Here is a 20,893-nt window from a genome sequence, read left to right as displayed (position 1 = left end):
GGTTATATATGTACTCTGTTGCCCAAGTTGCCGATATGCTGGGTGTATCCAAAGAAACGCTACGTCGCTGGGACAACAGTGGGAAGCTGCGCCCAACCCGCAACCCCATGAACAACTATCGCTATTACCAGAAAGAGCAACTGCGACAGTTTGAGGAACTGCACTTCATCTTCGATGATTCCAACCGCCCCCATATCACCCCTGACCACACTTACAAAACCATCGAACTGTTCGCAGGTGCGGGTGGCTTGGCTATCGGGCTGGAAAAAGCAGGGCTGGAAACGGTGCTGCTCAACGAGATTGACAAGGATGCCTGCGCCACCCTAAAAGCCAACCGCCCCCACTGGAATGTGCAATGTGGTGATATTGGCAAGCTGGACTTCACTCCATACCATGACCAAATTGATGTGGTGACAGGTGGTTTTCCTTGTCAGGCATTCAGTTATGCAGGCAAAAAAATGGGCTTTGAAGATGCCCGTGGCACACTGTTTTTCGAGTTCGCCCGCGCTGTCAAGGAAACCAACCCCAAGCTGTTCATGGCAGAAAACGTGCGCGGATTACTCAATCATGACGACGGCAAAACGCTGGAAAATATCCGTTCCGTCATCGACGAATTAGGCTACACACTGATTGAGCCACACCTGATGAAAGCTATTTTCTACCGCGTACCACAAAAACGTGAACGCCTGCTGCTGGTTGGCATCCGCAATGATCTTGCCGAAAAAGTGCAATTCCGCTGGCCTCGTCCCTACCAGAAAATCTACACACTGCAAGATGCCCTGAAAGCTGGTGAACTGTTCCCCTGCGATGCGCCTGTTTCAGCCGGGCAAACCTACCCTGCCAAAAAAGCTGCTGTCATGGCACAAGTGCCGCCCGGTGGCTACTGGCGCGACCTACCGGAAGATGTGCAAAAGGCTTACATGCTGCAAAGTTTCTATTTGGGCGGCGGCAAAACCGGGATGGCACGGCGGATGCATTGGGACGAACCCTGCCTAACCCTGACCTGCGCACCCGCACAAAAACAGACCGAACGCTGCCACCCGGAAGAAACCCGCCCGTTCACTGTGCGCGAATATGCCCGTATCCAGACCTTCCCGGATGACTGGCAATTCAAAGGCGCATTGACTTCGCAATACAAACAGATTGGTAATGCTGTGCCTGCCAACATGGCCTATGAACTGGGTTTGTCAGTGGTGGATTTTCTGAACCGACTGTGTAGCGGAAATGAAGTGTTACCGGCTGGAATGCCAGTGCAACAAACATTCAAGTTTGCCTGACATCAGCAAGTAACGAACAAAAAACGAATAATGGATTGTCAAAGGGAAACTATAATCATAAAATGCAAAAAAGTTTCCCGTGGAGAGTCTCATGTACGATACAAGGAAGTCTGCTGTTTTAAGGTGTCTTGAAGAAGCAGAACAGTATTTCACGCATTCCGAGATAGCCAAGGAACTGGGTGTGAACCCCAGCACGATTGGGCGCTGGGCAAAGGGTGAAACAGAACCCAAACCTTATGTTTTGCACGGCCTGCAACAGATGCTGATGCCGTTTGGCAAACAGGCTGGGCAAGGAGATTTCACCTTCATTGACCTGTTTGCCGGGATTGGCGGCATCCGCAAGGCATTTGAACTGAATGGTGGGCGCTGCGTGTTCACCAGTGAATGGGATGCTTATGCCCAGCGTACCTATCATGCCAATTTTGCCGACGGGCAACACATCGCCGGGGATATTACCGCTGTCTCGGCTGACGACATTCCGGCACATGATGTTTTGCTTGCTGGTTTCCCCTGCCAGCCATTTTCAATTGCGGGTGTTTCCAAGAAAAATGCCCTCGGACGAGCGCACGGTTTCGAGGACGAAACGCAGGGAACGCTGTTTTTCGACGTGGCACGCATCATCAAGGCTAAACGCCCCGGTGCATTCTTGCTGGAAAACGTCAAGAACCTGCAATCGCATGACAAGGGGCAGACCTTTCGGGTGATCCTGCATACATTGCGCGAGGAACTGGGTTATCAGGTTCACTGGACAACCATTGACGGGCAGCACTGGACACCCCAGCACCGCGAACGCACGGTCATTGTCGGATTCCGCGAACCCACCGGCTTTAGCTGGGATGCGCTACAACTGCCGGGCAAGGGTCGCATCACGATGGGCAACATCCTGCATCGTGTGGATGGCAGCGAACCCGTGCTGGAACACGATGAAGGCCGCTATTTCGACCACGCCAACCGCAAGGTGCAGGACAAGTACACCTTAACCCCCAACCTGTGGAAATACCTGCAAGACTACGCCGACAAGCACAAGGCCAAAGGCAACGGTTTTGGTTTCGGGCTGGTATATACCGACAGCGTAGCCCGCACGCTTTCCGCACGCTATTACAAGGATGGTTCGGAAATACTGGTCTGGCAGGGCAACGGCAAAAACCCGCGCCGCCTGACTCCGCGAGAGTGTGCGCGGCTGATGGGCTACCCGGACGATTTCCGCATTCCGGTGTCGGATACGCGGGCATACAAGCAGTTCGGCAACTCAGTGGTGATGCCTGTCTTCCTCGAGGTTGCCCGCATCATGAAACCCTGGATAATGCAACAAACCAACAAGCCCCTGATTGCCGATATGTGGACAAATCAGGATGACAATTTCACCTATATTGGAAAGGAAGCAGAATATGTTGTCAGCAGAGATGATTCCCGAATTTACGGCTAAAACAGCAACCGGTGTACGGGCATGGTGGGATGCCATGCTGGAGCTGGGGTTCTACATTCACCCAGAAGATAATCCGGCAGATCAGGTAGAGGCCGGAACTGGGCAACGGGCGCTGGATGATACGGCCTGCGCCAAGGTTTCAGCCATTTACGAAGACATGTTCAACAGCATTGGCGAATCAGAAACCTATGACATCGGCATAACAGCTTGGTTTAACTATCAGGGATATACATGGGATGAAGACAAGGATGAGTGGGTTCGGCAGCACTGAATGACGGATATTGTTGATCCTGCCACCCGCAGCCGGATGATGTCTGGCATCCGGGGCAAGGATACCAAACCCGAAATGCTGATCCGTAAAGCCCTGCACAAGCGGGGCTTCCGCTACCGGCTTCATGCCAAAGACCTTCCCGGCAAGCCTGATCTGGTTTTCCCGAAGTACAAGGCGGTTGTCTTCATCCACGGCTGTTTCTGGCACGGTCATGAAGGGTGCAAATACTTCAAGGTTCCACAGACCAGAACGGAGTTCTGGCTCAACAAAATTGAGGGAAACCGGTTGCGAGACAAACAAGTTAGGACTCAACTGGAAGAGTCTGGGTGGCGAGTAGGAATTATTTGGGAATGTTCCGTCCGCTATAGACGTTCTGACATCATTAATGTGTTGATTGACTGCCTGTCAGACTGGATTCTCTCTGGAAGATGTTTTATGGAAGTACCTACATCTACAACTTCCTGACATCCAGCCTTCCTGACAGACGCTGATCGGAAAAAATGGCATTCTCAAGATCAGATGGAAAGTCCGCCAAACTACGTAACAAGGCTCTGTCGTTGATATTTTTGACAGTAATGGAATTTCTTGAAACAACCTCCAAAGTTCTTTGTGGCATATAAATGGCAATAAATCCTCGATACAAATATGCTCTTGTCCGTACTTCAGACCATTCGGATGGATCATCAAACAGCCCCCATCCAATAGTCGGAGTAAGCAAGCTGCCTGTACCGCTTGCAAGAAGCCTCTCCTTGGCTTTGAAGCTCTTTACTGAAACCGCAATATCATAGGGATGTCCAGGTAATAGCATGTCCCCCACCCATTCCCAATTTTTGCCAAATGCACGTTGCTGTTCTTCCAGCGAAGATGGAATGCCAAACTTGCACAATTTTTCGCTGATGCTACCTGTTGTTTTTATGTTGATAGGTGTTTCTTGGTTAATTTGCTGTAACTGCAAGATAATATTTTCGATGGCAGCATATTTTTCATGTGGCGGTCTGCCTTGTAAACCAAGTTGATCAAAAACCAGATCAAGAGTTTGATCAGCCTGTGATTGCCCTGCCATGCTTCTTCCTTTTTGTTGCCTCTTCATAGCAGAGTATAAAAGTTAATCGTTTGTTCGTATATGAAATTTCAGGGTTTAAAGCCAAATGCCAGCTAAACAAGTCAGCGATTATTGTGAAGGGGTTGCCGCCAAGTACCTCAGTGCGGTGGATGCCGACCCCAAGCGCTCCAACCAGCATGAGATCGGTGGGCTGCCATCCGTCGGCTTCAAGCAGTATCTGGGTGAACCCGCAAAATTGGAGAAACGGGTGTTCAATGCCCGGATGGTTTACCTGAAAGACGAACATGACACCCCGGAAATGTTTGAGGATGCAGTGACATGGTATGACTGCCGCGAAAACCAGCCTCACCGCAGCCCTGAATACCGCCTTTACTACAAGTCCAACCCGGTGACTGAACTGCTGAATCCGGGTGACTTTTTCCTGATTGCCAAACTGCGGGACAACTCCCTGCTGCTGGCGTTTACCCCGGCAAACAGTAGCCTGGAATTGCAGCTTCGCGCCCTGTTTGGCATTGATAACGTCAGGGAAAAAGGCTTCAATGCCGGTAACATCAGCAAATCCGGGCTGTTGTTACCACTGCGCCTGTTGCTGGAAGATCTGGGGATCGAAGCGTTCCGGGCAGAACCGGATGATGATGAATGGCTGGCAAGGTTGCTGGCAGCGTTTGGGTACAACGGTTTCCCCGCGACTGCCCGGTTTTCTGCGTTTGCCCGCCAGTCACTGGAAAACGAGGTGGATGCGGTTGCAGAAGCTGATGCAACCCTGCTGGCATGGATGGAGCGCGAAGAAAAACTGTTCCGTATTTTTGAGCGTTATTTTGTCCAGCAACGCCTGCGGGAAGGTTTCGGCGAGCATGGCGATGACGTGGATGCTTTCATCGCTTTTTCCCTGAGCGTGCAGAACCGCCGCAAATCACGGGTAGGCCATGCGTTTGAAGGGCATCTGGATACGCTGTTCCGCCTGCATGGTTTGCACTTTGAACAAGGACGCGGCAAAGGGAGGGTGACGGAAAACAACGCAAAACCCGATTTTCTGTTCCCGGACTTCGGCAGTTACCACAACCCGGTTTTCCCGACACAAAACCTGCGTATTCTTGGTGCAAAAACCACCTGCAAAGACCGCTGGCGGCAGGTATTGTCAGAAGCAGCACGGATTTCCGTCAAGCATCTGGTCACGCTTGAACCCGCCATCAGCCTTGCCCAGACCGAGGAAATGCGTTCCCATCAGTTGCAACTGGTTATCCCGCAAGCCATTCACGCAACTTACACACCAGCACAACAAGGGGGGCTGATGACGCTGGATCATTTTATCCGGGAAATTCGTCGCCTTCAGGCTAACTGTTAAGCCGCACCGACGTTAGCAGCACCCTTACGGCTTGGGCAAGCTGGGGAAAGTAAAGGTGGATGGCATCGCTTTGGTAGAACTACCGTACATGTTGTCTTGCAGGTTTTTCTGGGTATCGGTGTTGCTGAGTTCCTTGCTATCGCCGGTTTCCTGCGAACCTTTTTGCAGGTTGAACGTAACCGTTTCGGTATTCTGGATAATATTGCCCTTGGCATCGCTCAACACAGCGAACACGGTGTGTTCCCCCCGCTCAAGTTCGCTCAGCGGAAAGCTCAGGCTAGAACCAGCAGCGGTTTGTTTGCTGTCCACATACAGCGCAACGCTGTCGCCTTCCTTGAGTTTCGGTTTCAGGGCAATGCTGACGGTCAGGTTGCCGTCATTGGCACGGATGGTTTCACCGCTGGCAGGCGATTCGATCCTGAAATCACTGTAGGCAGCGTCATCCTGTTTGGCTGGTTCGGTTTGCGCGGGTTTTTGCGGCACGAAACCATCTGCTACTGTCAGGGTTGGCAGGGTAATGGGCTTGGCCTTGCTTTTGGCGGGCGGCTCATCGCCATACATCACTCGCCCTTCGGCATCTACCCAGCGGTAAATTTCCGCACTGGCAGGCAACATGGCGAAGCCGCATACACATAACAACAGAAATACACCAATACGCATACCGTTTCACGAAGTTGGGTCAATGCCTGCAATTCTACTGAAAAAGGCTGTCTGGTCAGCAAGTTGCAGGACAAGCGGCGGCTATTTGCCGCTTTCCACCAGTTCCACCCACATTTGCCGCACATACTCGCGCTCGCGGGCAAACTGGCTGGCTTCCACCTTGGCATCCTGTTCCTGCAAGGAAAGTTCGTGGATGCGGTCACGCAAGGTGCGATAAGCATCTGCCAGCGTATCCGCCTGTTCAACACTGAGGATACCCACTTGCTGCAAGGATTCCAGTTGGCGGATATTGTCGCTCCACACCACCAGTTCCGGGTGTTCATGGGCATGGGCAAGGATCAGGAACTGCACCATGAATTCAATATCGGTAATGCCGCCGGGGTCTTTTTTCAGATTGAAAACAGATTCGCTTTTGCTGCCGAGGCTTTCCCACATTTTCTGGCGCATGGTGATGACTTCCTTGCGCAATTCGGCGGTATCACGCGGGCGGCACAGCACTTCGCGGCGGATGGCATCGAAACCAGCGCGTAACGCCGCTGAGCCGGTAATGACCCGCGCCCGCAGCAACGCCTGATGTTCCCACACCCAGGCTTTTTCCTGCTGATAAGTGCGGAAGGCATTCAGGCTGCTGACCAGCAAGCCGGATGCACCGCTTGGGCGCAGGCGCGTGTCGGTTTCGTATAAACGCCCTGCCGAGGTAAAGGTGGTCAGGGTGTGAATGATTTTCTGGGCAAAACGCGCGTAGAACACCGCATTTTCCAGCACTTTTTTGCCGTTGGTTTGTTGCGCCTGCCCGTGGCTGTCGTGCAGGAAGATGATGTCCAGATCCGAGCCATAGCCGAGTTCCAGCCCGCCCAGTTTGCCGTAGCCGATGATGGCAAAACCGGCCTCTTGCAGAATGGCTTCGTCATTTCCCCCCATCACCAGCCCTTCGCCTGCAAGGGGAGCAGGAGGGGGGGCAAGATAAGTTGGTACGCCGGTTTGCAGCGCCATCGTGTCCCACACATGCCGCTGGGTTTCTTCCAGCACCGCTTCGGCAATCCAGGTCAACTGGTCAGAAACCTTCATCAGCGGCAACACGCCCGTAATGTCGGCAGCCGCCACCCGCAACACTTGCGCCTGCTTGAACTGGCGCAAGCGTTCCATCACCTGTTCGGTATCGCCTTGGTCGACCCGTTCCAGTTCCAGCCGCAGGGCATCACCGAGTTGCTGGCGATCCAGCGGGGTGTAGAGCTGGCGAGCATCCAGCAACTGGTCGAGCAGGATGGGGTGGTCGGTCAACTGGGTAGTAACCCACAGGCTGTCATTTACCAGCCGCACGAATTGTTCCAGCGCACCGGGGTTATCAGCAAGCATGGCAATGTAACCGGAACGCGGGGCAATTTTCTGCACAATCCGCAGGCAGCGTTGCAGCGCCTGTTCGGTATCTGCCAGCGCATTGCAGGCATCCAGCAGCGCAGGCAGCAAGCGGTTGAGGCGGCTGCGCCCGGTATCGGTAAGGGTGTTGTAAAGGCGGCTGTTGAGCAATTCCTGAATCGCGGGGTGTTCCGGCAGCGGCTGGCTGCCCTTGCTATGGGTATCGAGGGCGAACATGCGCTGGAAAATGTCTGCCACCCCCATCTGATGACGGTTGAGTTCCGCGTAGAAACTCTCCCAGTCGGCAAAACCCAGTGATTGCGCCAGATAAAGCTGACGTTCCGGCGTGACGGGCAGGGAATGGGTTTGTTCGTCATTCCACATTTGCAGGCGGTTTTCAGTGCGACGCAGGAAATGGTAGGCGCTGCGTAATAACGCGAATTCTTCCGCACTGAGCAGTTGCTGTGCCAGCAATACATCCAGCGTCGGTAACAGGCTGCGACAACGCAGTTCGGGGATGCGCCCACCGCGCATGAGCTGAAATAGTTGTGCCGTGAATTCGATTTCGCGGATACCACCCGTGCCGAGTTTCACATCCTGATACTTGCCCCTGCGTTCGGCTTCGCGGTTGATCATCGCTTTCATGTCGCGCAACTGTTCGACCGAACCGTAGTCGAGGTAACGACGAAACACGAACGGGCGCAACCGCGTCATCAGTTCCGCACCGTTGGTTTTGTCGCCTGCCATCACCCGCGCCTTGATCAGGGCGTAGCGCTCCCATTCGCGCCCGTGGGTTTCGTAGTAGTGTTCCATCGCATCAAATGACAGTGCCAGTGCACCGACTTCACCGAAAGGACGCAAGCGCATATCCACCCGGTACACAATGCCGTCGGCGGTTGTTTGCCCGAGAATGGCAATCATGCGTTGCCCGACGCGGGTGAAAAAAGTCTGATTGTCGAGATCACGCTTGCCATCCGTCGCACCCGCCTCGGGGAAGGCGAAAATCATGTCGATGTCAGAGGAAAAGTTGAGTTCCTGCCCACCCAGCTTGCCCATGCCGATGATCACCATCTGCTGCTGTTCACCGCTGCGGCTGCGCGGGATGCCGTGTTTGGCGCTGAGTTCGGCGTAGCTCCACTGGTAGGCCGCTTCCACCAGACCATCAGCAAGGTCTGAGGTGGTACGCAAGGTTTCGGTAAGTTCCGCCATACCGGTCAGGTCGCGCTGGGCAATACGCACCATTTCACGGTTGCGGATCATGCGGGCGCTGCGCAATACGCTGTCGTAATCAGACTGGGCGAGGATTTCTGCCACGATGTTTGCCACCAGTTCGCCGTCAGCATAGGGCTGGCTGGTTTCATTCGCAGCTTGCCATGCCGGGTGCCGCCCGAACTGGAATTGCAGGTAGGGGCTGTTGCTGAGGATGGCATCGTTGGTTGGCATGATTATTCTCGCTTTGGATGGTTTGCCAGCCATTATATGCCCCGAATTAGGGCATGGGAAATGGGCAAGCTGCACTGGCTAACAGGGCTGGTTCACGCAGGGCACAAGGCGCTAGACTGGCAACCTGTTACCTTGCCCCGGACACGCCCCATGCTCGACCTCAGCCAACAGTTCCCCGTACACCACCACCTGATCCACCTGAACCACGCAGCGGTTGCCCCTTGGCCACAAGTAACACAGGATGCCGTCAGCGCTTTCGCTGCCGAAAACGCCCGCTACGGTTCGCTGCATTACCCGCAATGGCTGGCTGTGGAACAGCAATTGCGCGACAAAGCCCAGCACCTGTTCAACGCACCTGCTGCTGATGACATTGCCCTGGTGAAAAACACCTCGGAAGGCTTGTCCTTCGTCGCCTACGGGCTGGACTGGCGGGCAGGGGACAATGTGGTCGGCATCCGTCAGGAGTTTCCTTCCAACCGTTTTGTCTGGTCGTCGCTGGCAAGCAAGGGGGTGGAATTCCGCCAGCTTGACCTGACCGCCTGTAGCGGTGAGCCGGAAGATGCGCTGCTGGCTTTATGTGATGCCCGCACCCGTCTGCTGAGCATCAGTGCGGTGCAATACGCTGACGGCTTGCGTATGGATCTGGCGAAAATAGGCAGTTTTTGCCGCCAGCACGGCATCCTGTTCTGTGTTGATGCCATCCAGCAACTGGGGGCAATGCCTTTCGACGTACAAGCCATTAACGCCGATTTCGCCACTGCCGATGGGCACAAATGGATGCTAGCACCGGAAGGGCTGGGTTTGCTGTACGTGCGCCGTGAACTGGCGGCAACCCTCAGCCTGACCCAGTACGGTTGGCACATGGCAGCGGGCATGAACGATTACAGCGTGGAACATTGCGAGCCTTATCCACACGCACGCCGTTTTGAATGCGGCAGCCCCAACATGCTGGGCATCCATGCGCTCAATACCAGCCTTGGCTTGTTGCTGGAAGTAGGCATGGAAACAGTCTGGCAACAGCTTGCCGGGCATATCGACCATTTGCTGACAGGCTTGCAAGCGATAGCGGGAATCGAAATTCTCAGTGATGTACGTGCAGAACGCCGTTCCGGGATCATTACCTTCCGCCCGGCAGGCAAGGATGTGGAGACACTGTTCCGGTATTTGCAGACCAACAAAGTGTTTTGTGCGCCGCGTGGTGGTGGTATCCGTTTGTCGCCACATTTTCATACGCCACAAGCGCAGCTTGATGAGGTGCTGACGTTAGTGGCGGATTACCAAAAATATTGCCATTCTCAAGCCCCCCCATACCTAGTATCCTGCACACCTTGAAACCGCGCCTCCACACGCAGCAGGAATACCATGACGAACACCGTTAACCATCCAACCTGGAACCTCGATGCCGCCCGCCGCCTGTACAACATCCAGCACTGGGGTGATGGCTATTTCGACATCAACACCGCTGGTAACGTGGCGATGCAACTGCCGGGTGGTCAGCAGCAGATTGACCTGCACCAGCTTGCCATGCGCGTCCACAACGAGGACGGAATGCGCTTCCCGCTACTGGTGCGTTTCACCAACGTGTTGCACGACCGGGTGCAACGTCTGCAAGCCGCCTTTAACCACGCAATTGCCGATTGCGGGCAACACAGCCGTTACACTGCCATTTACCCGATCAAGGTCAATCAGCAGCGCAGCGTGGTGCAGGAAATCCTCAAGGGTGGCGGCACACAGGTCGGGCTGGAAGCAGGCAGCAAGCCGGAACTGATGGCAGTGCTGGGTACTGCCCCGCAGGGTTGCACCATCATCTGCAACGGCTACAAGGATCGGGAATACCTGCGTCTTGCCCTGATCGGCAAGCAAATGGGACACCGCATCTACATCGTGGTGGAAAAACCTTCCGAACTGCTGGAAACACTGGAAGAAGCAGCAAAACTCGGCATCGAGCCGCTGCTCGGCATCCGCGTGCGCCTGTATTCACTCGGCAAGGGCAAATGGCAAAACACCGGCGGGGAAAAATCCAAGTTTGGTCTTTCCGCCGCGCAAGCCCTGCACCTGATCGAGCAACTGCAACAGTACGGCAAGCTGGATTGCCTGGAACTGTTGCATTTCCACATGGGTTCACAGATTGCCAATATCCGCGACATCCAGCGCGGAATGCGCGAAGCCAGCCGCTATTTCGCCGAATTGCACCGCCTGGGCGCCAACATCCGCGTGGTGGACGTGGGCGGGGGGCTGGGGGTGGATTACGACGGTTCGCGTTCACGCAATGACTGTTCCATCAATTACAGCTTGCAGGAATACGCCAACACCATCGTGCGCAGCGTGCTGGACATTTGCGAGGAATACAGCCTGCCGTTCCCCGATTTCATCAGCGAATCCGGGCGTGGTTTGAGTGCGCATCATGCCGTGCTGATCACCAATGTGATCGACACCGACCCACCACAGCCGGAAACCGAACCTGCCTTGCACGAGCCGCAGGAGGATGACCCAGCCATCCTGCACAACCTGTTCCGCCTGTACGCCAACCCACGCAAGCTGCCACCGTCGGAAATCTACCACGACGCCGCCTACTGGCTGGACGAAGCCCACGGCATGTATGCCCACGGCTCGATCAATCTGGAGCAGCGCGCGAAGGCGGAGGAATTCCACCGCGCCATTTGCCGCAAGTTGCTGACCAGCAGCAGACAGTTTGCCGAACTCGACCCGGAAATCCAGACCGGCTTACAGGAAAAACTGGCAGACAAGTATTTCTGCAATTTCTCGCTGTTCCAGTCGATGCCGGATGCCTGGGCCATCGAGCAGATTTTCCCGATCATGCCGCTACACCATCTGCACGAAACGCCTGACCGCCGCGCCACCCTACAAGACCTGACCTGCGATTCCGACGGCACGGTATCGCATTACGTGGAAAGCGGGCGGCTGGAAAGCACCCTGCCGTTACATTCACTCAAACCGGGCATCCCCTATTTGCTGGGCATCTTCATGCTCGGTGCGTATCAGGAAATCCTCGGCGATTTGCACAACCTGTTCGGCGACACCGATTCCATCAATGTGGAACTGCTGGCGGATGGCAGCTATCGCTTGAGCGAACCGGAACGCGGCGATACGATCGACGAATTGTTGCGCTATATCCATTTCGAGCCAAAGGATTTGCTGGCACAATGTCGGCGCAAACTGGCGGCAGCGGTGGATGATAGCGAACGGCAAAAAATGCTGCTGCGTGAAATTGAAGCCGGTTTGATCGGTTATACTTATCTGGAAGATTAGTTCTCAGTATTTATCAGGAAATCAGATGCAATACGTACTGCTTGGCGCATTGGGGTTGGGGATTCTGCTGTTTGTCATTGGCTGGCTGATGGTGGTTGTTACCGGTTTCCAGCGCCACCCCCTGACAGGGCTGATTGCCTTGTTGCCGGGAATCAATATCCTTACCCTGCCATCCTTGTGGCACAAGGTTTCCGGCTGGGTGATCAGCGGTTTTGTCGGCGTCTTGCTAGCAGCAGGGGCATGGTTTGGTGGGGCAAACGAGCAACTTTACCAGCAGGCGCAATCACTGGGCGTGCAGATTACCCCGCCGGAAACAGCCAGTGCCACACCAGTAGCACCAGCAGCCAGCGTTACCCATACCATTGACATCCCGGCGGAAGCACGAGCCAAACCGGCTCCGGCAGCAGTTCCGGTTCCAGCAGCCCCTGCGGTGGCAAGCACCCCGCTGGAATTACCCCCCGCTGCTGCCAGCAAACCGGCTGCGCCTGCCGCTAGTGTAGCTGTAACGGCAGCACCAGCCCAGGCAGCCCCCGTCGCCACGACACCCGCCACACCATTGGCAGATGCCCAGGATTTACCTGCCAGTGCCTTGTACCATGTGGTGTTCAAATCCATTGAAGTTAGCCAGCTTGCCAACAGCAATGGCAAATATATACGGCTGGTACAAAAAGACGGGCGCAAGCGCGAAGGCAAGATCAATGCCGCTTCTGGCACAGACATCACCCTAGAAGAGCGCAAGGATGGCGGTCTGGTCACACTCGACATCAAGACGGCAGACATCCGCGAAGCATCCATCATGACCCGCAAGCAGGGGGGGGAATAAGCCATGCAATGTCATGTCTACCGCAGTCGTCGCAAACCCGGCTCCTTCCTGTTGTTGCCGGAAAAGGGGGTGTTTACCCGCATCCCCGCCAGCTTGCTGAAAATCTTCGGTGAACCGGAATTCTCCTTTGAATTTGACCTGACCCCGGAACGCAACCTAATGCTCAAGGCGGAAGCCAGCGAAGTCATGCGGGTGATCCGCGAAAACGGTTTCTTCCTGCAATTACCGCCGAACGAAGACCTGTCGGCTGATTAGCATCAAGCCACCCGGCAACCGAACGTGGCATAATGAGAGGAAAGCTACGGGAGGTAAGCGATGGGGCAGGAGATTGCACACGATCATTTTAGTCCTGAAGACTGGCGTGAATATGCAGTACGGCTGAAGGCTGAAACTTGGCTGTTGCGGCGGATGTTGGAAAATGGCGAGTTTTCCAGTGCCTCTGCGGTCGGCGGGTTCGAGTTGGAGGGCTGGCTGACCGACCCGCATTACCGCCCGCTGGCCTGCAACCAGGCGTTTCTGCAAACGCTGGCTAACCCGCTGGCAACGGTCGAGCTGGCACGTTTCAACATCGAACTCAATACCCCGCCACGCCCACTGGGCAGTGTTGCCCTGCGCGAATTTGAACAGGCATTGACCGGCTTGCTGGATCAGGCAACCACCACCGCTGCACAACTCAAGGCCAGGCTATTACTGATCGGCATCCTGCCCAGTTGTGTGCAGGACGATTTCTGCCTGGCGAGCATGAGCGATTCCAACCGCTACCATGCGCTGAATGCCGAAATCCTCAAGTCACGCCACGGGCGGCCTATTCGTCTGGAAATTGATGGGCAGGAATCCCTGCATATCCACCACGACAGCGTGATGCTGGAAGCGGCTACCACCTCGTTCCAGCTACACATGCAAGTGGCGGCGGAAACGGCACACCATTTCTACAACGCTGCCATCATTGCCTCTGCACCCGTGCTGGCAGTATCAGGCAATTCACCGTTCCTGTTCGGGCGTTCCTTGTGGCAGGAAACCCGCATTCCGGTGTTCGAGCAAGCGGTGGATGCCGGGCGTGAATACCCGGCGCGGGTCAGTTTCGGTTCCGGTTTTGCCGACAAGAGCATTGCGGAATGTTTCGAGGAAAATCTGGCAATTTACCCGGTGCTGTTACCGATGGTGCAGGACAAGCCTGCCAGCCGCTTTGCCCATTTGCGCCTGCACAACGGTGTTACCTGGCGCTGGAACCGCCCGCTGGTGGGTTTCGACCCGGATGGTAAGCCCCACATCCGCATCGAGCACCGCAGCCTGCCCGCAGGCCCGAGTGTTCCCGACATGCTTGCCAATGCCGCACTGTTCTACGGTCTGACCCAATACCTGGGAGCGCAACTGTGTGCCGGGGAACCGTTACCGATGGCCTTTGCCACTGCGCGGGAAAATTTCTACAACGCCGCACGGGTGGGGCTGGGGGCAAACCTGCGCTGGAACCGGCAAGCATGGTCGGTACAACACCTGATGCTGGATGAGTTGTTGCCACTGGCAGCAGAAGGGCTGGAACAATTGGGGATCGACAATGCCGACATCCGCCATTACCTGAGCATCATTGCTGCCCGTATCGAAAGCGGGCAAACCGGGGCAGTATGGCAGCAACGCCATCTGCAACAGGTGCAAGGCAATGTGGAACGCCTGTTGCTGGATTACGCCCATTTGCAGCATACTCACACCCCTGTCCACACCTGGGCACTGGATACCTGAGACACACCACCATGTTGCAACTGACCGAACTGGAAAGCCTGCCGGAAGGCTTTTTCGCGCTGAAAAACCCGCGTGAACTGCATACCCTGCTGCCGAACCCGACGCTGCTACATCTGGAAGGCAGGCGGGAACCGCGCCTGTTCATTTCAGTGCTGCTGCATGGCAATGAAGACACCGGCTTTTTCGCCATCCAGCAATTGCTGCACAAGTACCAGAGCCAACCGTTGCCACGTTCCCTGTCGGTATTTTTCGGCAATATTGAAGCAGCGACGTTCGGGCTGCGGCGACTGGAAGGTCAGCCCGACTATAACCGGGTGTGGCCGAGCACCGAGCTGGAAGACTGCGAAGAAACCCACCTGATGCAGCAAGTGACCGACATCATGGCAAGCAAAGGCATGTTTGCTAGCATCGACGTACACAATAACACCGGCAAAAACCCGCATTACGGCTGCGTCAATGTGCTGGATAACCGTTCGCTGCAACTGGCACGGCTATTCGCCAACATCGTGGTCTATTTTGAAACCCCGCGCGGGGTACAGTCGATGGCAATGGCGCAACATTGCCCGGCAATTACCATCGAATGCGGCAAACCGGGCGTGGCACACGGGGTAGAGCATGTGCTGGAATTCCTCGACGCTGCCTTGCATTTGCAGGAATTGCCCGACCACCCGCTGCCCGCACACGACATCAACATTTACCAGACTGTGGCACGAGTCACCTTGCCGGAAAACCATACCTTCAGTTTCAACGACCCGGCAGCCGACATTCACCTGTTGCCTGCACTCGACCAGTATAATTTCTCGGAACTGCCCGCCGGAACGGCATTTGCCAGCACCACCCACCCGACAGCGCGTCTGCACGCCTGGGATGATGAAAACGTGGAAGTCGGGGAACATTTCTTCACCCGCGACCACAGCAGCATCCGGCTCAAACAGGCACTGATGCCCGCGATGCTGACCTTGGATGAGATCATCATCCGCCAGGATTGCCTGTGTTACCTGATGAAACGTTTACCTTTGGATAGTGCGCCATGACCATCAAGAACTTTGAAAACCATACCCCTGACATCCACCCGACTGCCTACGTTGACCCGATGGCCTATGTGAGCGGGCAAACCACGCTGGGCGAAGGCTCTTCGGTATGGCCGACAGCCGTAGTACGCGGCGACATCAACCACATCCGCATTGGCAAGCTGACCAATGTGCAGGATGGCTCAGTGCTGCATGTCACGCATGGCGGCATCTATTCCACCCCGGAAGGCCGCCCACTGCTCATTGGGGATGAAGTGACCATCGGGCATCGCGCGGTATTGCACGCCTGTACCATCGGCAATCGCTGTCTGATCGGCATGGGCGCAATCGTGCTGGATGGGGCAGTAGTAGAGGATGAAGTGATGATCGGCGCGGGTAGCCTAGTTCCCCCCGGCAAACGGCTGGAAAGTGGCTATCTGTATGTGGGAAACCCGGTGAAACAAGCACGTCCGCTTACGGACAAGGAACGTGCCTATTTCAGTTATTCCGCCAGTTATTACGCTAAGGTCGCGCAACGCACTGCTGACATCGCCTAATCCATTGCCAGCACAACGCTATTATCAGAACCCTGCCGGACGGTGAATTCACGTCGCCGTTCCCGCCCATTCAGACTGGCAATGGCTTCGTAATGCCCCGGTGCTACTACCAGAGTGGCGCTGTGACGGGTGGGCGAAGCGACTTCCCGCCGCCCGCCATCCAAGCGGAACAACCGCCACTGCATAGGGCGCATGGCAGGCACATTACCCAGTGTTGCCACTAGATTGATCCGCCCGGTAGGTACACTCAGGCTAGCATCAGAAGTTGCCCCACGCCCGACCCGGATGCGTACCCGCTGGCTGGCATCATTGATAGTAGCTACCACCTCAAACTCGCCTGCGGGCACAATCCGGTTGATCTGCTGGCTATCAGTGCGCCCCAGCACCCGGTGCGTGGGCGCTGCTCCTTGCATAAGGAAAACGTCCCAGTTGGCAGGCGCAGCGCTGCTGACCCGCAAACGCCCGATATTAGTAGCAAAATAGGGGGTGGCCATACGCCCCCGGTCAACCTCCACACGGGCGCGTTCTTCATATGCCCCTATCCGCAACAGCACCTCGTAGACACCATCCGGCAAGGACAAATGCAAATTCCGCCCGAACAATTCACGCTCGACACCGCCCTGCAACGGGCGGATCAGCCACACGATTTCGCTATCGGGAACGAACAGGTCGTCAGGAATATTTGCCTGCAATGACAGGTTCTGGTCTGTCGGCAGGTAAGGCTTGTCCGGGCTGTGTGCCTGTCCACCATTGAAAGAGGCGGCAGGCCCATGTTCAAAGCGGCGGAACATACCACCAGGCGCAACCACACGCTGATAAGGTATCAATCCTGCGTACACATCCAGCGCTGGTGGTTTACCTGTCTGACGGGCATCCTGTTGCACCTGGGTGGTTTCAATCCAGCGGAAACCGGGGCGACTGGCATCAACTTCCGGCAACCATTCACCCACCCATGCGGACAAGCCTCCCCACAAACCACTCGCCTGTTGGTTTGTACCGGTATGTTCGTAATCACTGGAAAGTGCCAGCACTGACGTGCTGACCAGACTCATGGCAAGCAACAACAACGGGCTTGCCACTTTCGCCAACGGTGTTTTGGTGATCATAAAAGCAATCCTTGCTCAGCGCATTGCGGGGGCTGATCCCCATACCCCTGTCTGTTTTTTTTAAAAAATAGGCTAATTACCGTATACGTGCGCGACGGTTCGCTGTTGTTATGCCCGTTCATGTTGAATCTATACCGCGTTCTGACACATTCCCAATGGAATGATATTATGGGCGCAATAACAATCTGAAACCGACGAGCCAAAGGTTTTTTACGCCTGACGGATCAAGCTAATGCCGACTAACGCGCGAATGAAGAAAAAGTTGACGGGAAACAATGGAATCAGTCTTTTGCAGACTCAAAGGGGAAGCTAGCCAGCAGACGGGTGGTATCTGTATTTATTTCAAGCAATGCCTTCCATTGCATTTTTTCCTGAGTACAAATAGGTAGAATCAGCTTGCCTGATAATAAATTTTCGGCAATTGCCTGTAAATCAACCAACTGATAGCCCATGAACATGTTTACCCCTTCCACGGTCATACGGGCCGAACGGATATTGGTCATCCCCTCCGTTGCCACTTCCACATGCAGTTCCTGCATGACCGGGATGGTATTGGGGTTGATGCGGAAACGGACACGTTGCCCGGTGCTATTACTTGCCTCACAAGCTGCCTGTCGCAGGTTGCACGGCTGTTGCAGCTTCAGGGCAAGTGTGGGCAAAGCGTCTGGTGGAGCAGGTCGCTGCACGAATACACCAATGGCAAACGCCAGCACAAACAGCCCCCCACCCAGCAACAGATACGGTTTCACCCGACAAACTCCGCTATCACGGGAGTATGATCGGAAGGCTTTTCCCAGGTACGTGGTTCACGGTCAATCACACAACTTGTGCAGGCATCTGCTAGCGTCTGGCTGGCAAGGATCAGGTCAATGCGCAAGCCCAGGTTACGACGAAAACCAGCCGCACGGTAATCCCACCAGCTAAAACTGTTCTCCGCCTGTTCAAACTGGCGGAATACATCACTCAGCCCCAGAGCCTGAATGGCTTGCAGGGCCGTGCGCTCCGGTGCGGAACAGAGGATTTGCCCCGCCCACGCCGCCGGGTCATGCACGTCACGGTCTTCCGGGGCAATATTGAAATCACCCAGCACCACCAGCTTCGGGTACTGCACCGCTTGCTGTTGCAACCATGCGGTCACTTTCGCCAGCCAGTCGAGCTTGTAGGCGTACTTGTCGGAACCGACTTCGGAACCGTTGACCACGTACAAATCCACCACGCGGATACCGTCAATGGTGGCGGCGAGGATACGACGTTGCGGGTCATCCAGTCCCGGAATATCGGTGACAATCTCAGTAGCGGGGGATTTGCTGAGGATGGCCACCCCGTTATAGGTCTTCTGCCCGGCAAAGACGGCTTGGTAACCTGCGGCCTCAATCTCTGCCAACGGGAACTGTTCGTCAACCGTTTTGGTTTCCTGAATAGCCAGCACATCCGGTTGCGCTGCCGCCAGCCATTGCAGCACATGCGGCAGGCGTACCCGCAGGGAATTGACATTCCAGGTAGCAATCTTCATACCGCCAGCCCGTTATGGCGCAGCAGGGCATCGACACTGGGCTTGCGCCCCCGGAACGCGACGAATGATTCCATCGCCTTGCGTGAACCACCCACCGCCAACACTTCGTTAAGGAAGGCCTCACCGACCCCGGCATTAAACAAGCCTTCCTCCTCGAAACGGGCAAAAGCATCGGCGGACAGCACTTCCGCCCATTTGTAGCTGTAGTAACCGGCAGCGTAGCCGCCCGCGAATACATGGGTGAAGCTGTGTGGCATCCGGTTGAAAACGGGGGGCTTGATCACCGCCACTTGTTGCTGCACCTCGGCGCGGATTGCTTCCAGCCTGCCCGGTTCTGCTGCCTGCGGGTCAAGGTGCAAACGCATGTCGAACAGGGCAAACTCCAGTTGGCGCACGGTGGCCATCGCGGTCTGGAAATGGCGGGCGGCCTGCATTTTTTGGTAGAGATTTTCCGGTAACGGTTCACCCGTTTGCCAGTGGGCGGCAATCATGTCCAGCACGCTGCGTTCCCAGCACCAGTTTTCCATGAACTGGCTGGGCAACTCGACTGCATCCCATTCCACCCCGTTGATCCCAGCGATGTCAGGGTAATCCACTTGCGTCAGCATGTGGTGCAGGCCATGCCCGAATTCATGGAACAGGGTGACGACTTCATCGTGGGTAAACAGTGCAGGTTTGTCACCCACCGGCGGGCTACCATTGCAGGTCATGAACGCCACCGGGATTTGCAGGCCATCCTGACGGCGGAAACGCCCGCAGAAATCGCTCATCCACGCCCCACCGCGCTTGTGTTGGCGGGCATACAAATCCAGGTAGAAACACGCTTGCACCGTACCGGTACGGTCATACACCAGATAGAAACGCACATCACTGTGCCACAGGTCAATATGCGCCTGTTGCTGCTCAATGCGTACCCCAAACAGCTTTTCCACCAGTGTAAACAAACCACTGATCACGCGGTCAGCAGAGAAGTAGGGCTTCAAGTCTTCTTCGCTGAAATCGAAGCGTGCCTGTTTCATCTTTTCCGAGACATAGGCCACATCCCACGCCTCTACCTCGTCAATGCCGAGAGTACGGGCAAATTCGCCGACTTCGGCAAATTCCTGTTCGGCAAACGGCTTGGCCTTGTGGGCGAGGTCGGCAAGGAACTCCAGCACCTGCTGCGGGCTTTCCGCCATCTTGGTCGCCAGTGACAGTTCGGCGTAATTGGCGTAGCCGAGCAGGGCAGCTTCTTCCTGGCGCAAGCGCAGGATGTCGCGCATCACTGCCGTGTTGTCCCAGTCCGGGTTGGCCCCCAACTCAGAGGCACGAGTAGTGTAGGCACGGTACATTTCCGCCCGCAGTGCGCGGTTATCGGCATAGGTCAGCACCGGGAAATAGGAAGGGAATTGCAGGGTCAGTACCCAGCCTTGCATGTCGCGTTGCTTGGCAGTTTGCGCTGCCATCTCCAGTGCCGACTCTGGCAAACCTGCCAGTTCCGTCACATCGGTAATCTGCTTGACCCACGCATTGGTGGCATCCAGCACATTGTCGGAGAAACGCGAATTGAGTTGTGACAACTGCTGGCTGATCTCGCGGAAGCGTTCTTTCTGTGCTTCGGGTAGGGCGACACCAGAAAGTTTGAAACCCAGCAGACTATCATCAAGGCTTTTTTGTTGGGCACTGTCCAAGGTGTCATCCTGTGCACGGATGCTGCGGATAGCAGCATACAAAGCGGCGTTTTGCCCCATCTCGGTGTGATAATCACTCAAGCGTGGCAGGTTGCTGTTGTATTCCTTGCGCAATTCATCGGTGTTGACCACCGCATTCAGGTGACTGACGGGCGACCAAGTGCGTTCTAGCCAGTTGCTGGCTTCGTTCAGCGGCGCTACCAGATTGTTCCACGTGAAACGGGTATCAACTGTAAGAGCTTGTTGCAGCCAGTCGCGGTTTTCCTGTAGTACCACATCCAGCGCGGGGGTGATGTGCTCCGGCTTGATCTGTGACCATAGCGGCAGTTTGCTGTTATCCAGCAAGGGGTTGTCTTGTTTCACGTG

General features: G+C 55.5%; 19 protein-coding genes. 12 read left to right on the top strand and 7 right to left on the bottom strand.

Annotated features, from left to right (window positions below):
* Positions 1–8: 8 nt before the first annotated feature.
* The 4 genes from dcm (B2U47_RS05485) (at position 9) to B2U47_RS05470 (ending at position 3,439) form a co-directional block, all read left to right on the top strand.
* Positions 9–1,277: a DNA (cytosine-5-)-methyltransferase gene (gene dcm / locus B2U47_RS05485; RefSeq protein WP_296681732.1), complete on the top strand. Its 1,269-nt coding sequence runs from the start codon at positions 9–11 to the stop codon at positions 1,275–1,277.
* A 91-nt stretch (positions 1,278–1,368) separates the two neighbouring features.
* Positions 1,369–2,703: a DNA (cytosine-5-)-methyltransferase gene (dcm, locus tag B2U47_RS05480; protein WP_296681731.1), complete on the top strand. Its 1,335-nt coding sequence runs from the start codon at positions 1,369–1,371 to the stop codon at positions 2,701–2,703.
* Positions 2,666–2,974, top strand: a complete 309-nt coding sequence (locus B2U47_RS05475) for a hypothetical protein (protein WP_296681730.1) — start codon at positions 2,666–2,668, stop codon at positions 2,972–2,974. The genes dcm (B2U47_RS05480) and B2U47_RS05475 overlap by 38 nt, the downstream gene beginning before the upstream one ends.
* Positions 2,975–3,439 (top strand): very short patch repair endonuclease, encoded by a 465-nt coding sequence (locus B2U47_RS05470; protein ID WP_296681729.1) that lies wholly within the window; start codon positions 2,975–2,977, stop codon positions 3,437–3,439.
* On the opposite strand, the gene B2U47_RS05465 is transcribed toward B2U47_RS05470, so the two are convergent.
* A complete protein-coding gene (locus B2U47_RS05465; RefSeq protein ID WP_296681728.1) occupies positions 3,426–4,037 on the bottom strand; it encodes a hypothetical protein in 612 nt (203 codons plus the stop codon). The two genes, B2U47_RS05470 and B2U47_RS05465, sit on opposite strands and share 14 nt — an antisense overlap.
* Positions 4,038–4,122: 85 nt before the next feature.
* Here B2U47_RS05465 and B2U47_RS05460 point away from each other — a divergent pair, with 85 nt between their 5' ends.
* Positions 4,123–5,382, top strand: coding sequence for a type II restriction endonuclease (locus tag B2U47_RS05460; protein ID WP_296681727.1), 1,260 nt, complete (start codon positions 4,123–4,125; stop codon positions 5,380–5,382).
* 24 nt (positions 5,383–5,406) lie between these two features.
* On the opposite strand, the gene B2U47_RS05455 is transcribed toward B2U47_RS05460, so the two are convergent.
* A complete protein-coding gene (locus B2U47_RS05455) occupies positions 5,407–6,042 on the bottom strand; it encodes a DUF4124 domain-containing protein (protein WP_296681725.1) in 636 nt (211 codons plus the stop codon).
* 81 nt (positions 6,043–6,123) lie between these two features.
* Positions 6,124–8,841 (bottom strand): bifunctional [glutamate--ammonia ligase]-adenylyl-L-tyrosine phosphorylase/[glutamate--ammonia-ligase] adenylyltransferase, encoded by a 2,718-nt coding sequence (gene glnE, locus B2U47_RS05450; protein ID WP_296681723.1) that lies wholly within the window; start codon positions 8,839–8,841, stop codon positions 6,124–6,126.
* Positions 8,842–8,901: 60 nt separating this feature from the next.
* Here glnE and B2U47_RS05445 point away from each other — a divergent pair, with 60 nt between their 5' ends.
* Genes B2U47_RS05445 through B2U47_RS05415 form a run of 7 tightly spaced genes read left to right on the top strand, consistent with a single transcriptional unit; the run spans position 8,902 to position 16,238 of the window.
* A complete protein-coding gene (locus tag B2U47_RS05445) occupies positions 8,902–10,173 on the top strand; it encodes an aminotransferase class V-fold PLP-dependent enzyme (RefSeq protein WP_296681722.1) in 1,272 nt (423 codons plus the stop codon).
* A 30-nt stretch (positions 10,174–10,203) separates the two neighbouring features.
* A complete protein-coding gene (gene speA / locus B2U47_RS05440) occupies positions 10,204–12,111 on the top strand; it encodes a biosynthetic arginine decarboxylase (RefSeq protein WP_296681720.1) in 1,908 nt (635 codons plus the stop codon).
* 25 nt (positions 12,112–12,136) lie between these two features.
* Positions 12,137–12,934 carry a hypothetical protein gene (locus B2U47_RS05435; RefSeq protein ID WP_296681719.1) on the top strand — a complete coding sequence of 266 codons (798 nt, stop codon included), beginning with the start codon at positions 12,137–12,139 and terminating at the stop codon, positions 12,932–12,934.
* Between the two features lie 3 nt (positions 12,935–12,937).
* Positions 12,938–13,189, top strand: a complete 252-nt coding sequence (locus B2U47_RS05430) for a YcgL domain-containing protein (RefSeq protein ID WP_296681717.1) — start codon at positions 12,938–12,940, stop codon at positions 13,187–13,189.
* Between the two features lie 60 nt (positions 13,190–13,249).
* A complete protein-coding gene (locus B2U47_RS05425) occupies positions 13,250–14,671 on the top strand; it encodes a glutamate--cysteine ligase (RefSeq protein ID WP_296681716.1) in 1,422 nt (473 codons plus the stop codon).
* 11 nt (positions 14,672–14,682) lie between these two features.
* Positions 14,683–15,705 carry a M14 family metallopeptidase gene (locus tag B2U47_RS05420; protein WP_296681714.1) on the top strand — a complete coding sequence of 341 codons (1,023 nt, stop codon included), beginning with the start codon at positions 14,683–14,685 and terminating at the stop codon, positions 15,703–15,705.
* Positions 15,702–16,238 carry a gamma carbonic anhydrase family protein gene (locus tag B2U47_RS05415; RefSeq protein WP_296681713.1) on the top strand — a complete coding sequence of 179 codons (537 nt, stop codon included), beginning with the start codon at positions 15,702–15,704 and terminating at the stop codon, positions 16,236–16,238. The genes B2U47_RS05420 and B2U47_RS05415 overlap by 4 nt, the downstream gene beginning before the upstream one ends.
* Here the strand turns inward: B2U47_RS05415 and B2U47_RS05410 are convergent.
* From B2U47_RS05410 to B2U47_RS05395, 4 genes are all read right to left on the bottom strand, one after another.
* Positions 16,235–17,344, bottom strand: coding sequence for a hypothetical protein (locus tag B2U47_RS05410; RefSeq protein WP_296681711.1), 1,110 nt, complete (start codon positions 17,342–17,344; stop codon positions 16,235–16,237). The two genes, B2U47_RS05415 and B2U47_RS05410, sit on opposite strands and share 4 nt — an antisense overlap.
* Positions 17,345–17,625: 281 nt before the next feature.
* On the bottom strand, positions 17,626–18,093 hold the full coding sequence (locus B2U47_RS05405; protein WP_296681710.1) for a hypothetical protein: 468 nt from the start codon (positions 18,091–18,093) through the stop codon (positions 17,626–17,628).
* Positions 18,090–18,857, bottom strand: a complete 768-nt coding sequence (xth, locus tag B2U47_RS05400) for an exodeoxyribonuclease III (protein ID WP_296681708.1) — start codon at positions 18,855–18,857, stop codon at positions 18,090–18,092. The genes B2U47_RS05405 and xth overlap by 4 nt, the downstream gene beginning before the upstream one ends.
* A complete protein-coding gene (locus B2U47_RS05395) occupies positions 18,854–20,890 on the bottom strand; it encodes a M3 family metallopeptidase (RefSeq protein WP_296681707.1) in 2,037 nt (678 codons plus the stop codon). The genes xth and B2U47_RS05395 overlap by 4 nt, the downstream gene beginning before the upstream one ends.
* Positions 20,891–20,893 lie beyond the last annotated feature (3 nt).

This window comes from Thiothrix sp. UBA5583 (assembly GCA_002425225.1).
In the GTDB taxonomy this organism is placed as follows: domain Bacteria; phylum Pseudomonadota; class Gammaproteobacteria; order Thiotrichales; family Thiotrichaceae; genus Thiothrix; species Thiothrix moscowensis.
The sequence above is the reverse complement of the archived record's forward strand: the minus strand, read 5'-3'. Positions and strand labels throughout refer to the sequence as shown.

What these genes read in the sequence shown, in the direction of transcription:
- dcm (WP_296681732.1), top strand. Translation starts at nt 9, where the DNA reads ATGTACTCTGTTGCCCAAGTTGCCGATATGCTGGGTGTATCCAAAGAA.
- dcm (WP_296681731.1), top strand. Translation starts at nt 1,369, where the DNA reads ATGTACGATACAAGGAAGTCTGCTGTTTTAAGGTGTCTTGAAGAAGCA.
- B2U47_RS05475 (WP_296681730.1), top strand. Translation starts at nt 2,666, where the DNA reads ATGTTGTCAGCAGAGATGATTCCCGAATTTACGGCTAAAACAGCAACC.
- B2U47_RS05470 (WP_296681729.1), top strand. Translation starts at nt 2,975, where the DNA reads ATGACGGATATTGTTGATCCTGCCACCCGCAGCCGGATGATGTCTGGC.
- B2U47_RS05465 (WP_296681728.1), bottom strand. Translation starts at nt 4,037, where the DNA reads ATGGCAGGGCAATCACAGGCTGATCAAACTCTTGATCTGGTTTTTGAT.
- B2U47_RS05460 (WP_296681727.1), top strand. Translation starts at nt 4,123, where the DNA reads ATGCCAGCTAAACAAGTCAGCGATTATTGTGAAGGGGTTGCCGCCAAG.
- B2U47_RS05455 (WP_296681725.1), bottom strand. Translation starts at nt 6,042, where the DNA reads ATGCGTATTGGTGTATTTCTGTTGTTATGTGTATGCGGCTTCGCCATG.
- glnE (WP_296681723.1), bottom strand. Translation starts at nt 8,841, where the DNA reads ATGCCAACCAACGATGCCATCCTCAGCAACAGCCCCTACCTGCAATTC.
- B2U47_RS05445 (WP_296681722.1), top strand. Translation starts at nt 8,902, where the DNA reads ATGGGCAAGCTGCACTGGCTAACAGGGCTGGTTCACGCAGGGCACAAG.
- speA (WP_296681720.1), top strand. Translation starts at nt 10,204, where the DNA reads ATGACGAACACCGTTAACCATCCAACCTGGAACCTCGATGCCGCCCGC.
- B2U47_RS05435 (WP_296681719.1), top strand. Translation starts at nt 12,137, where the DNA reads ATGCAATACGTACTGCTTGGCGCATTGGGGTTGGGGATTCTGCTGTTT.
- B2U47_RS05430 (WP_296681717.1), top strand. Translation starts at nt 12,938, where the DNA reads ATGCAATGTCATGTCTACCGCAGTCGTCGCAAACCCGGCTCCTTCCTG.
- B2U47_RS05425 (WP_296681716.1), top strand. Translation starts at nt 13,250, where the DNA reads ATGGGGCAGGAGATTGCACACGATCATTTTAGTCCTGAAGACTGGCGT.
- B2U47_RS05420 (WP_296681714.1), top strand. Translation starts at nt 14,683, where the DNA reads ATGTTGCAACTGACCGAACTGGAAAGCCTGCCGGAAGGCTTTTTCGCG.
- B2U47_RS05415 (WP_296681713.1), top strand. Translation starts at nt 15,702, where the DNA reads ATGACCATCAAGAACTTTGAAAACCATACCCCTGACATCCACCCGACT.
- B2U47_RS05410 (WP_296681711.1), bottom strand. Translation starts at nt 17,344, where the DNA reads ATGATCACCAAAACACCGTTGGCGAAAGTGGCAAGCCCGTTGTTGTTG.
- xth (WP_296681708.1), bottom strand. Translation starts at nt 18,857, where the DNA reads ATGAAGATTGCTACCTGGAATGTCAATTCCCTGCGGGTACGCCTGCCG.